General features: G+C 66.1%; 13 protein-coding genes. 4 read left to right on the top strand and 9 right to left on the bottom strand.

Annotated features, from left to right (window positions below; genetic code table 11):
- Positions 1–2: 2 nt before the first annotated feature.
- From RMR04_RS27935 to RMR04_RS27925, 3 genes are all read left to right on the top strand, one after another.
- Positions 3–1295 carry an ABC transporter substrate-binding protein gene (locus RMR04_RS27935; protein WP_311911779.1) on the top strand — a complete coding sequence of 431 codons (1293 nt, stop codon included), beginning with the start codon at positions 3–5 and terminating at the stop codon, positions 1293–1295.
- Positions 1296–1498: 203 nt separating this feature from the next.
- Positions 1499–2386: an ABC transporter permease gene (locus RMR04_RS27930; RefSeq protein WP_311911778.1), complete on the top strand. Its 888-nt coding sequence runs from the start codon at positions 1499–1501 to the stop codon at positions 2384–2386.
- Positions 2387–2390: 4 nt separating this feature from the next.
- Complete coding sequence (locus RMR04_RS27925; protein ID WP_311911777.1) at positions 2391–3281, top strand: ABC transporter permease; 891 nt, start codon at positions 2391–2393, stop codon at positions 3279–3281.
- Here the strand turns inward: RMR04_RS27925 and RMR04_RS27920 are convergent.
- The 8 genes from RMR04_RS27920 to RMR04_RS27885 are packed head-to-tail and all read right to left on the bottom strand — an operon-like array spanning position 3278 to position 10871.
- Entirely contained in the window at positions 3278–4675 is a 1398-nt protein-coding gene (locus RMR04_RS27920; RefSeq protein ID WP_311911776.1) for an amidase, read from the bottom strand. The genes RMR04_RS27925 and RMR04_RS27920 overlap by 4 nt on opposite strands.
- A 13-nt stretch (positions 4676–4688) precedes the next feature.
- A complete protein-coding gene (locus RMR04_RS27915; protein ID WP_311911775.1) occupies positions 4689–5447 on the bottom strand; it encodes an SDR family NAD(P)-dependent oxidoreductase in 759 nt (252 codons plus the stop codon).
- A 30-nt stretch (positions 5448–5477) separates the two neighbouring features.
- Positions 5478–6239 (bottom strand): SDR family NAD(P)-dependent oxidoreductase, encoded by a 762-nt coding sequence (locus tag RMR04_RS27910; protein ID WP_311911774.1) that lies wholly within the window; start codon positions 6237–6239, stop codon positions 5478–5480.
- On the bottom strand, positions 6236–7069 hold the full coding sequence (locus RMR04_RS27905) for a polysaccharide deacetylase family protein (protein ID WP_311911773.1): 834 nt from the start codon (positions 7067–7069) through the stop codon (positions 6236–6238). Before RMR04_RS27905 ends, RMR04_RS27910 begins: the two co-directional genes overlap by 4 nt.
- Positions 7070–7086: 17 nt before the next feature.
- Positions 7087–7890, bottom strand: coding sequence for an ABC transporter permease (locus RMR04_RS27900; protein WP_311911772.1), 804 nt, complete (start codon positions 7888–7890; stop codon positions 7087–7089).
- Positions 7887–8738: an ABC transporter permease gene (locus RMR04_RS27895; protein WP_311911771.1), complete on the bottom strand. Its 852-nt coding sequence runs from the start codon at positions 8736–8738 to the stop codon at positions 7887–7889. The genes RMR04_RS27900 and RMR04_RS27895 overlap by 4 nt, the downstream gene beginning before the upstream one ends.
- Positions 8735–9817, bottom strand: coding sequence for an ABC transporter ATP-binding protein (locus tag RMR04_RS27890; RefSeq protein WP_311911770.1), 1083 nt, complete (start codon positions 9815–9817; stop codon positions 8735–8737). Before RMR04_RS27890 ends, RMR04_RS27895 begins: the two co-directional genes overlap by 4 nt.
- Positions 9818–9845: 28 nt before the next feature.
- Positions 9846–10871: an ABC transporter substrate-binding protein gene (locus RMR04_RS27885; RefSeq protein WP_311911769.1), complete on the bottom strand. Its 1026-nt coding sequence runs from the start codon at positions 10869–10871 to the stop codon at positions 9846–9848.
- Between the two features lie 235 nt (positions 10872–11106).
- On the opposite strand from RMR04_RS27885, the gene RMR04_RS27880 reads away from it, so the two are divergent.
- Positions 11107–11646, top strand: coding sequence for a MarR family winged helix-turn-helix transcriptional regulator (locus tag RMR04_RS27880; protein WP_311911768.1), 540 nt, complete (start codon positions 11107–11109; stop codon positions 11644–11646).
- A gap of 26 nt (positions 11647–11672) precedes the next feature.
- On the opposite strand, the gene RMR04_RS27875 is transcribed toward RMR04_RS27880, so the two are convergent.
- Positions 11673–12440 carry an SDR family oxidoreductase gene (locus RMR04_RS27875; protein ID WP_311911767.1) on the bottom strand — a complete coding sequence of 256 codons (768 nt, stop codon included), beginning with the start codon at positions 12438–12440 and terminating at the stop codon, positions 11673–11675.
- Between the last annotated feature and the right edge of the window lie 11 nt (positions 12441–12451).

The raw sequence follows: 12451 nt of genomic DNA, 5'->3' as shown, positions 1-12451 counted from the left end.
TGATGGGTAAGGCAACGAAGGATACGAAAGGCGTCTCGCGACGCACGCTGCTGAAGGGCGCCGGCGCCGCTGCTGGCGTCGCCGCCGGTTCGGGCGCGATCACCGGCTTCCCCGCGGTCTGGTCGCAGGAGCCCAAGGTGCTGCGCTATCTCGGCACGGCCGTGAACCAGGCCGACGACATCACCAAGAAGGTCAAGGCCGACACCGGCATCACCATCGAATACATCTCGGCGACGACCGACGACGTGACCAAGCGCGTCATCACCCAGCCGAATTCCTTCGACGTGCTCGACACCGAGTATTTCAGCCTGAAGAAGCTCGTGCCTTCCGGCAACATCCTCGGCATGGACGCCCGCAAGATCAAGGAGTTCGACAACATCACGCCGGTCTTCACCAAGGGCCAGTTGCCCAATGGCAAGGTCATCGGCGACCAGGGCACCGCACCCAAGAAGGTGATGTTCGTCGAGGGCGCGAACTCGACCAAATTCGCGTCCAGCGTGACGCAATGGGTGACGCTGATCCCGACCGTCTACAACGCCGACACGCTCGGCATCCGCCCGGACCTGATCAAGCGCCCGATCGAGAGCTGGAAGGAGCTGCTGAACCCGGAATTCAAGGGCAAGGCCTCGATCCTCAACATACCCTCGATCGGCATCATGGATGCGGCGATGGTGGTCGAGGCCGCCGGGCTCTACAAATATCCCGACAAGGGCAACATGACCCGCGCCGAGATCGACCTGACCATGAAGGTCATGACCGAGGCCAAGAAGAGCGGCCAGTTCCGCGCCTTCTGGAAGGACTTCAACGAGAGCGTCAACCTGATGGCCTCGGGCGAGACGGTGATCCAGTCGATGTGGTCGCCGGCCGTCACGGCGGTGCGCACCAAGGGTATCGACTGCACCTTCCAGCCGCTGAAGGAGGGCTATCGCTCCTGGGCCTCGGGCTTCTGCCTGTCGAAATCGGTCACGGGCCGCAAGGCCGAGCTCGCCTATGAGTTCGTCAACTGGTTCCTGTCGGGCTGGGCTGGCGCCTATCTCAACCGGCAAGGCTACTATTCCGCCGTCCTCTCCACCGCCAAGGCCAATATGGAGCCCTATGAGTGGGCCTATTGGATGGAGGGCAAGGCTGCCGAGAAGGACATCAAGGGTCCCGACGGTTCGCTCCTGGAGAAGGCCGGCTCGAGCCGCGACGGTGGCTCCTATGACGACCGCATGGGCAATGTCGCCTGCTGGAACGCGGTGATGGACGAGAACGACTACATGGTCCGCAAATGGAACGAGTTCATCGCGGCTTGAGGTGAGCCGCCTCTGCACATCGTCGATCGATTGATGACACCCGCGCCGTCATCCTGGACAAGCCGCGAAGCGGCGCAGATCCGGGATCCATCGTAGAGCGCCTGAGCCCTACGATGGATCCCGGGACGACCTGCGGTCGCCCAGGATGACGGCGCGGTTTGACGACACATGTTAGGCCCTGAACGGACCGAAAAGCCCCACCCATGCCAGCGACGAAAACTGCCTACGCGCCGCCGGCCTGGCTTCAGGCCTTGCCCTTTGCCGGCGTCTTCGCGCTGTTCTTCGTCGTTCCGCTGCTCTTCGTCGTGATGGTCTCGTTCTGGGACTACAACGATTATTCGATCATCCCGAGCTTCACGACGCGCTCCTATGTCGAGACCTTCGAGGGCTGCTACGACCGGCTGCCCGAGCTTTGCACCATCCTGAAGACCTATCTCTCGACGGTGAAGTTCTGCCTGATCGTCTGGGCGATCACGCTGGTGATCGGCTTCACCATCGCCTATTTCCTCGCCTTCCACGTCCAGTCCGTGACGATGCAGATGACGCTCGCGCTCATCTGCACGATTCCGTTCTGGACCTCGAACGTCATCCGGATGATCTCCTGGGTGCCGCTGCTCGGCCGCAACGGTCTCGTCAACAGCGCGCTGATCAATGTCGGCCTGATCAATCAGCCGATCGAATGGCTCCTGTTCTCGCAATTCTCGGTGGTGCTCGCCTTCGTGCACCTGTTCACCTTCTTCATGGTGATCCCGATCTTCAATTCGATGGCGCGCATCGACAAGCGCCTGCTCGAGGCCGCCTATGACGCCGGCGCCAGCGGCTGGCAGACGCTCTGGAACGTGGTCATCCCGCTGGCCAAACCGGGCATCGTCATCGGCTCGATCTTCGTCGTCACCATCGTGATGGGGGATTTCATCACGGTCGGCGTGATGGGCGGGCAGCAGATCGCCTCGGCCGGCAAGATCATCGAGACGCGGCTGAATGCGCTGCAATTCCCGCCAGCGGCGGCCAACGCGGTGATCCTTCTCGCGATCACGCTCCTGATCATCACGGCGCTGAACCGCTTCGTCGACATTCGGAAGGAGCTTTGACCCGATGCGCGAGGGCCGTCCCGCTTCCTTCTACTGGCTCGCCGCCTTCTTCGGGCTGTTCGTGCTGTTCCTCTACGGCCCGATGATCGCGATCTTCGTGCTCTCCTTCCAGGGGCCGACCGGCGGCATGACCTTCCCGATGAACGGGGTCTCGCTGCACTGGTTCGGCAAGCTCTGGAGCGGCGGCGGCATCGTCGACATCAAATCGGCCTTCTGGCGCTCGCTCCAGCTCGGGCTGACGGTGATGCTGATCACCATGGTCTTCTCGGTGCTGGCGGGGCTTGCCTTCCGCAAGCGCTTCAAGGGTCAGAACCTGCTGTTCTACGTCACCATCGCCAGCCTGATCGTGCCCTCGATCGTGACATCGCTCGGCATCGCCCTGCAGTTTCGCCTCTTCGACGAGGCGGTGAAAGCCTATGCGCCGGGCTTCATCGCCGAAAGCTACACCACCGCCATGGGCATCTTCACCTCGGGCCTCGGCGCGCATCTGACCTGGGCCCTGCCCTTCGGCCTGCTGATCATGTTCGCGATCTTCAACCGCTTCGACGGCCGGCTGGAGGAAGCGGCGCGCGACCAGGGGGCGACGCCCTGGCAGACCTTCGCTCATGTCATCCTGCCGGTGATCCTGCCCTCGCTGATCGGCGTCGGGCTCTTCGGCTTCACTTTGTCCTGGGACGAGATCGCGCGCTCCTCGCAGGCGATCGGCGAGAAGAACACCCTGCCGCTCGAACTCCAGGCGCTGACCTCGACCGTGACGACGCCGGAGATCTACGCGCTCGGCACCGTCACCACCGGCGTCTCCTTCCTCGTGATCGGCCTGGCGCTCGCTGCGATCCTGAGCCTGCGGGCGCGCCAGGCGCGACGCGGCTCGGATGCCGGCAAGGGCATGCTCTAGGCTGGCGGGCGCGCTGTGAAGCCGAGCGCCGCCTCCAGGCGCGCGGCGACATCAAGCAGATAGCCGTCCTCATGCCAGCGCCCGACGAGTTGCAAGCCGATCGGCAGGCCGCCCCCGGAGAGGCCGCAAGGCATCGACAGGGCCGGATGCCCCGTCAGATTGAAGGGGAAGGTATAGGGATACCAGGCGCCACGGATCGTGCCGGCGTCGCGCGCCGCTATCGCGATGCGGCCGAGCGGATCAAGATCGACCGGCAGGGCCGGCGTCGACAGCGTCGGTGAGGCGATGAGGTCGAAGCGGGACAGGATGTCCTGGATCTGCGAGAAGCAGCTCGTTCGAGCGAATTGCGCCTCGCAGAGATCGGCGGCGCTATAGGCGCGCCCGGCCTCGATCGTCGCGATGAGGGTCGGGTCGAGCTTTTCAGGCGAGCGCGCCGCGTGGCCGCCGAGACGCGCCAGCAGCAGCGAGCGCAGCAGCACCAGGAAATGCGGTTCGAGCGAGATGAGATCGAGCTCGATCGGCTCGACGATCATGCCGAGCGCCTCGGCTTGCTTCATCGCAGCGAGAACGGAGCTCTCGACCTCCGGATCGAGCACATTGCCGCAGCGCAGCAGGAAGCCGATGCGCGGGCGCTCGCCCTCGCCCGGCTCCCGGCGCGGCAGGGTTTCGACCTGGCCGTAAGGGTCGCGCCCGTCGGGCCCGACCAGCACGTCGAACATCAGCCGCGTATCCGCGACGTCGCGCGCCATCGGCCCGACATAGGAATTGGCTCCGAACATATCGGGCGCCTGCAGGTTCGGGATCGCGCCGAGCGTCGCCTTGAGCCCGATGACGCCGCAGCAGGCGGCGGGGATGCGGATCGAGCCGCCGCCATCGGAGCCGAGCGCCAGCGGCCCCATCCCTGCCGCGATCGCGACCGCCGCGCCCCCCGACGAGCCGCCGCAGGTGTGGTCATGGCTCCAGGGGTTGAGGGTGCGGCCGAAGAACGGTCCTTCGGTGAAGGGCTTGTGCCCGAATTCCGGCGTCGTCGTCTTGCCGATCAGGATCGCGCCGGCTGCGCGCGCCCGGGCGACCGCGACGGCATCGGAGGAGGGCACCGTGCCGGCGAACAGGGCAGACCCCTGCGTGGTGGCGACGCCCTCCGTGTTGGTCAGGTCCTTGACCGAAAACGGGATGCCGTGGAGCGCGCCGAGCGCTGCGCCGTTCATGATCGCGGCCTCGGCCGCCTTCGCCTCGCTGCGTGCCCGCTCGGCGCAAACAGCCATGAAGGCGTTGAGCTCCCGGCGCTCCTCGATACGGGCGAGCGCCGCGTCGACAGCCTCCACGGGCGACACCTCGCGCGCACGAATAGCCGTGGCGAGCGTGATGGCAGACAGTTCGGCGATGGCGGTCATGCTCGTTCTCCCCCTAGATCATCCAGCGGCCGCCATCGATCAGCAGCGTCTGGCCGGTGACATAGCGGGCGTCCTCGCTCGCGAGGAATGCGACGCAGCCCGCGACATCCTCCGGCTCGGCGATGAAGCCGGCAGGCGTCGTCGCCTTGATCTTTTCAATCACGGCAGGCGCCAGCCGGTCATGGGCGCGGGTGCGGATCGCGCCGGGCGCCACCGCGTTGACGGTGACGCGATGAGCCGCGAGTTCCCGCGCCAAGGCGCGGGTGAAACCGATGATGCCCATCTTGGCGGCGGCATAATCGGTCAGGCCGGCATCGCCGACGAAGGCCGCATCGCTCGACATGTTGACGATCCGCCCGCCGCGCTCGCGCATCGCCGGCACGACGAGGCGAGACATCCGCATCGCGGTGAAGAGTGAGACCTCCAGCACGAAGCGCCAGACCTCCTCCTCGGATTCATGGAACTGGGCGGCGCGTTCGCGCCCGCTCTGCCCGACATTGTTGAACAGGATGTCGACCTGCCCGAAGCCCGAGACCGTGCGCGCATGGAAATCGGCGAGCACGGCGGCATCGGTGCAGTCGCCCGCCACGGTCAGCAACCGCTCGGTGGGCACGTCCTTGAAGCTCTCCGCAAAACCCTCGCCTTCGCGGTCGATCACGGCGACACGCGCGCCTTCGGCCAGGAAGCGCCGGGCGGTGGCTGCGCCGATGCCGTGGGCAGCGCCGGTGATCGCCACGACCTTGCCGGAAAAGCGGCCTGCGCTGGCGGTCATGAGCTGCTCCTCAGTGACAAGATCTGCTCCTCAATGAAATGTGCGGCCGCCATCGACGGCGATCGCCGTGCCGGTGACGTAGGAGGATTCGGCTGAGGTCAGCCACAGGATCGCGGCGGCGATCTCCTCGGGCGCGGCGACGCGCTGGAGCGCGTAGCGGGCGCGCACCGCCTCATAGGCCGCCTGCGGATCGGGGGATGCATCGATGCCGGAACGGAAGAGTTCTGTCTCGACGGCGCCGGGGCAGACCGTGTTGACGCGGATGCCGAATTCCGCCGCCTCCATGGCGAGCGCCTTGGACGCCATCTGCAAACCGGCTTTCGAGGCGCAATAGGCGGTGCGGTGCTTCAACGGGGAGAGGCCTGCGCCCGAGGAAACGTTGACGATGGTGCCGCCGCCGGCTGCCCTGAGATGCGCGAAGGCCGCCTGCATCACCAGCATCGGCCCGGTCAGGTTGACGGCGAGCACGCGGCTCCAGTCGACGAGCGCCATCGCCTCGATATCGGCGACGAGATCGATGCCGGCGGCATTGACGATGCCGTCGAGCCCGCCGAGAGCTAAGGCGCTCTCAGCCACGGCAGCCGCCACGGAAGCCGGATCGGCGACATCGGCCTTGGCCGGATGGAGCTGGCTGCGGTCGAAACGCTCGGCCAAAGCCGCCAATGCCGCCTCGTCCCGGTCGAGCGCCGCGACGTGCGCGCCTTCCCCAATGAAGCGCTCCGTCGTCGCAAGCCCGATGCCCTTGGCGGCGCCGGTGATCAGGATGCGCCGGCCGCTGAGCCCGGCGCTCATCGCCTGGCCTCCGCCCGCGCCGTCTCCAGACCGGGCCGCATATCGTCGACCATCTCGTCGCAGCGCCCGATCCAGACATTCTTATGCTTCAGCGCATGCTCGATCAGCCCTTCCAGCACCTTGATGCGCGAGGGCTGGCCGATCATTTCGGGATGCATGCCGATCATCATCATCCGGTCCTCGGCATAGAGCACGTCGAATTCGCTCTTCCAGGCTTCGAGCAGCGCGGACGGGGCCTGCATGGTGCGGCCGGGTAGCACGATCGAGTACTGGAAGAAGGGTGCGTCATCGAGCACCCAGCGGAAGGGCAGTTCGACGATCTTGGTCTGCTTGCCCTCGACCTCGTGCAGATAGGGCGAGTCGTCGTCGAAGAAATTGGAGGAGTAGTCGAAGCCGTATTCGACCAGCATCGGCATGGTGATCGGGCTGATCTCGGCCGCCGGCGAGCGCCAGCCGCGCGGAGGCTTGCCACTGACGCGCAGGATCGACTGGAACGCCTTCTCCATCTCCTCGCGCTCCTCTTCGGGCGTGAGGCTCAAAATCCATTTGTGGCTGTAGCTGTGATGGGCGAGCTCATGGCCGCGCTTCAGGATCTCCTCGATCAGCCCCTGGCGCTGGTCGATGATCAGCCCGGGCACGAAGAAGGTCGCCTTGACGCCGTAGCGATCGAGCAGATCGAGCACGCGGCCCGTGCCGACCTTCCAGCCATAGGCGCCCTGCGACATCAGGATCGGACGGTTGGCATAGGCCGGGTCGCGCCCGGTCCACATCGTCTCGGCATCGAGATCGAAGGTCAGGAAGAGCGGGAAACCCTTGCTGGTGAGAGGCATGGTCTTTTAACTCGTGTTCAGACGAAGCGGTGGAAGCCGAAGCGGCGCTCGGCGATGAGCAGGATGATGCCGGTGGCGGCGATGAGCAGCGTCGAGACGGCGGCGACGCTCGGATCGATCCCCATCTCGACCGAGGAGAAGATCAGCACCGGCAGCGTCGTCTGGTTGGCGCTGATCAGGAAGATCGTCACCGGGACATTGTCGAGCGAGGTGATGAAGGCGAAGAGCGCGCCGGCCACGAGGCCGGGCAGGATCAGCGGCAAGGTCACGAGCCGGAAGGCCTCGAAGCCGTTCGCGCCGAGCACGCGCGCGGCCTCCTCGACGGCAAGGTCGAGGCCCGAAAGGCTCGCCAATGCCGAGCGCACGATATAGGGAACGGTGATGACGACATGGGCCATCAGCAGGCCAAACAGGCTGCCGCGCAGCCCGGTCAGGCTGTAATATTGCAGCAGCGCGACGCCGATCACGACGGCCGGCAGGACGAGCGGGGCCATCAGCACGGAGGTGATCGCCTCCGATCCCGGCAGCGCCTTGCGGAACAGCGCATAGGCGGCAGCGACCCCGAGCACGAGCGATATCACCGTAGAGCCGCAAGCCAGGATCAGGCTCATCCGGATCGCTGAGAGATAGCTCGGGTCGCTCAGCACCTTGGCGAACCAGGCAAGCGTCAGCCCCTGTGGCGGGATGGTGAGATAGGAGGTCGTGCTGAAGGCGGCCAGCACGACGACGATCACCGGAATCTGCAGGAAGACGATGACGGCGAAGGCCGCCATGGTCACCGCCGAGCCCGGACGATCGTCGCTGTCGCTCGCGCTCGTCATGCCATGCCCGCCCAGCGCTTGGTCAGCCGGCTCGACAGCCAGATCACGCCGATCGCCATCGCGGTCAGCGCGAAGGAAAGCGCCGAGCCGCTCGGCCAGTCGAGAAGCTGCATGTACTCGTCATAGATCAGCGTCGCCATGACCTTGTAGGTCGGCCCGCCCAGCATGCGCGGCGTCACCAAGGCGCTGATCGTCAGTACGAAGACCAGGATCGAGCCGGCGAGGATGCCCGGAGCCGAGAGCGGCAGCGTCACCGCGGCGAAGACGTGCAGGCGGCTGGAGCCCAGCGTCGCGGCGGCGGCCTCGACATCGCGGGGCACATTGCGGATCGCCGCGACCAGCATCAGCACCATGAAGGGCAGGTAGATATGGGTCAGCCCGATCATCAATCCGGTCAGGTTGAACATCAGCTTCAACGGCGTGGCGATCAGCCCGAGCTGGATCAGCAGATTGTTGACGAGCCCGCGATTGGACAATAGCGCGATCCAGCCGAAGGAGCGCACCACCAGGTTGAGCATCATCGGGAAGATCACGAGCAGGATCAGCGGCACGCGCCAGCGCTCCGGCCCGCGCGCGATCAGGAAGGCGAGGGGATAGCCGAGCAGCAGGCAAGCCAGCGTGACGAAGAGCCCAAGCCCCAGCGTGCGCCAGATCACCTCGCGGTAGTAATCATCGGTGACGATGCGGGTGTAGTTCTCGAGCGTCCAGACGCCCGGCACGATGCCTGTTCCAGGCGCATATTCCCGAAAGCTCATCGGCAGCATCATCAGCACGGGCAGCAGGAAGAAGCCCGCCAGAACCAGCGCGAGCGGCGCCAGCAGCATCAGCCCGTGCCGGGGCGCGATCACGCGGCCGCTCCCTCTGAGGCCATCGCGAAGATGGAGCCTGCATCGATCACAAGCGACACCGGAGTGCCCGGATCGAGCGCCGAATCCGGGCCGCTGGATGCAGTCTCGGCGATCAGCTCGACGCCCTCAGTGAGCTTGACGACATATTGCACCCGCGCGCCGCTGAAGGAGCGCAGCGCGATCGTGCCGGCAAGCGCGCCGGGCTCAGGCTGGCCGCTTTGCAGCCGGATCGCCTCCTGGCGAATGACCACATCGACCTTGGCGCCCATGGCTGCGTCGATGTGGGCCGCAGGCAGGGTGAGGCCGGTTCCGAGCCGCAGGCTGCCGCCCTGGCCGTCGCGCGCTGCGACAGTACCTAGGAGCCGGTTCGGCCTGCCGATGAAGCTCGCGACGAAGCCGGTGGCCGGCCGGTGATAGATGTCTTCCGGCGTCGCGAATTGCTGCATCACGCCCTTGGCCATCACGCAGACACGGTCCGACATGGAGAGCGCTTCGCCCTGGTCGTGGGTGACGAAAAGCGTGGTGATGCCGAGCCCGCGCTGCAGGCGCTTCAATTCGATCTGCATCTCGTCGCGCAATTGCGCGTCGAGATTGGAGAGCGGCTCGTCGAAGAGCAGCACGCGCGGCTGCGGCGCGATGGCGCGTGCGATCGCGACGCGCTGCTGCTGGCCGCCCGAGAGTTGGCGCGGAAAACGCTCGCCATAGGCGTCCAGCCTGACGCGGGCGAGCGCCTCCTTGACCCGCCGGTCGAGCTCCGCGCCGGAGACCTTGCGCCGGCGCAGGCCGAAAGCGACGTTCTCGAAGACGGTGAGATGGGGAAACAGCGCATAGGACTGGAAGACCAGCCCGAGGCCGCGCTTATTGGGCGGCAGCGACGTGACGTCGTCGGAGCCGATCAGGATGCGGCCGCGGCTCGGTGCTACAAGCCCTGCGACCATGCGCAGGATCGTCGTCTTGCCGCAGCCGGACGGTCCCAGCAGCGAGACGAACTCGCCTTCCGCGATCGTCAGCGAGACCTCCCTGACGACCTCGGCCTCGCCATAGGACTTGCCCAGCCGCTCGAAGCTCAGCGCGCTCATCGGTCGCTTCCGTCTGTCCGCGTGGGACTCAGCGCGCCACCTCGCGCTGCCAGCGGCGCGTCCAGTTGGCGCTGTTCTTGGCGATGATCTCGGGGTCGACGAACCAGGCCTTCTCCAGGCTCTCGCCATTGGGGACGATCTTCTGGAGCTTGTCGGAGAGCTTCACCTTGGTGTTGACCGCGCCGATATAGGCCCGCTCCGAGAAGCAGCCCTGGCCTTCGGCCGAAAGGATCTGGTCGAGGAATTTATGCGCCAGCTCCGATTTGGCCGTCCCCTTGGGGATGATCACGGCCGGCAGGATGCCGACGGCGCCCTCCTTGGGATAGGCGACGGCGAGCGACAGGCCCTTGTCGATGGCGACGCCGGCGCGGTCGGGGTACCAGGGCGCGATCGCGATCTCCTCGCGCTCGAACAGCGAGAGCAGCTGGTCGGCCTGGGTGTAGAGCACGGCCGAGCCCTTCGCGATCGGTTTGATCGCCTCGATGCCGGGATCGATGTTCTCCAGCGTGCCGCCCTTGAGCTTGTTCAGCGCCAGCAGGTAGTGCAGGCCCGACGTGCCGCTGATGTCGCCGATCGCGTATTTGCCTGCATAGGCCGGGTCGGCGAGGTCGAGCCAGGAGGTCGGCGGCGTCTTGACCAGCTTGGGATTGTAGACGAGCGCGGTCGCGCTCACCATCGCGACGACATAGGCGTCGTCCTTGCCCCAGGCCGAGGCGATGACGTCGCCGGCGTTCTTGAGCTTCTTGCGGTCGATGATCTCGTTGAGCTTCTCGCCCTGGGTCTGGGCGGCCAGCGAGTTGTCGATATAGACGATGTCCATATCGGGCTTGCCGGCGGTCGCGCGGATCGCGGCGGCGAATTGCGATGAATTGCCGAGCTTGAGCGAGACGGTGGCCCCCGTCGCCTTCTCGAAGGCGGCGACATGGCAGGCCTTGACGTTGTCGGCGAAGGAGCCGCCGAAGGAGCCGACGACGAGCTCCTCGGCTCGGGCGGAGAGCGAGAAGCCGGCGCAGATGATGGCGGTGGCGGTCGCGAAGCGGAACGTGTGGCGCATGGTTGCAGGTCCCCGTCTGTTACGTGGCGCCAACCGCTGTTCCGCGGCTTCTCGGCGCGAAGGGCAGGGCCTTTCGCCCGCCATTCCAGGGGAGCATGGCATGGCTCAATTTATCTTTCAAGAAAGATAAATGAAAGATACTCTGGACGCCTCAAGCCCTGGCAATCGCCCTTGCGGCGCGGCGCGTAGCATGGTCGGAAGGGCGGGATCAGGAGGCAGGATCAGGATGATCGGCATGCGCAACGAGGCCCAGCGACGCATCGAGACCGAAGAGCCGGTTGCGCTCTGGGAGAACGATCGTGTCGGCGCGGGCATGCAGCGCTGGCGCCGCGAGTTCCCCGAGATCGACTGTTCCGGCAAGGCCGTGGTCGGCCGCCTACTGCATCTGCACGAGGTCTTCCTGACGGCGGTCAACCGCACGCTGGCAAAGCACCGCCTGAAATATCCGGCCTTCGCCGTGCTCGCGACCCTGCGTGTCGAGGGCGAACCCTACCGGATGTCGCCCAAGGCCCTGCTCGACTCGCTGATCCTGACCTCGGGCGGCCTCTCGAACCTGCTGCGCAAGCTGGAGAAGGCCGGCCATATCCGCCGCATGGCCGACGAGACGGACGGGCGCGGCGTCATCGTCGAATTGACCGAAGCGGGCCGCCGCCTGGTCGAACCGGCAATGCGCGACCATGCCGAGACGGAGCGCAGATTGCTCAGCGCGCTCTCGGCGGAGGAGCAGAGCGCGACCGCCCGCGCGCTCGGACAGATGATGCTCGGCGCGCCATAGGGCGGTCGGCCGCGTCCAGCAAAGAGCTAGAGGACCGACGACATTCCGCCATCGACATAGATGATCTGGCCGTTGACGTAGTTCGAGGCTTCGGAGGCCAGGAAGACGGCCGTGCCGACGAGTTCTCCGGGCTTGCCCCAGCGCTTGGCCGGGGTGCGGCCCTTGACCCAGGCGTCGAAGCTCGGATTGTCGATCAGCGCCTGGTTCATGTCGGTGATCATGTAGCCGGGCCCGATCGCATTGGCCTGGATGCCGTGCTCGGCCCATTCCGCCGCCATCGCCCGCGTCAGCATCTTGATGCCACCCTTGGCGACTGTGTAGGGCGCGACCGTGGCGCGGGCGAGTTCGCTGGTCAGCGAGCCGATATTGATGACCTTGCCATGGCCGCGCGCGATCATGCGCTTGGCCGCCTCGCGCCCGATCATGAAGGCCGAAGTCAGGTTGGTGTCGATCACGCGCTGCCAGTCGGCCGTGGCGAGCTCGACCATCGGCTTGCGGAACTGGATGCCGGCATTGTTGACGAGGATGTCGACCGCGATGCCCGCTGCGTCGAAGGCCTCGAAAGCGCGCAGGATCTCGGCCTCGTCGGTGACGTTGAAGGGGGCGGGTTCGGCCTGATGGCCGAGCGCGCGGAATTCCGCGACGGTCTCAGCGACGCGGCCTGGATCCGTGCCGTTGATCAGGATGCGTGCGCCGGCGACGGCCAGCCCTTCCGCCATGGCGCGGCCGAGCCCGCGCGACGAGCCGGTGACGAGAGCGGTTTTGCCGGTGAGATCGAAGAGAGGGTTGCTCATCCTAGCACCCG

Origin of the sequence: Bosea sp. 685, from assembly GCF_031884435.1 — a bacterium.
Lineage (GTDB): Bacteria > Pseudomonadota > Alphaproteobacteria > Rhizobiales > Beijerinckiaceae > Allobosea.
Note: the sequence above shows the minus strand (reverse complement) of the source record. Positions and strands in the feature narration are given on the sequence as shown.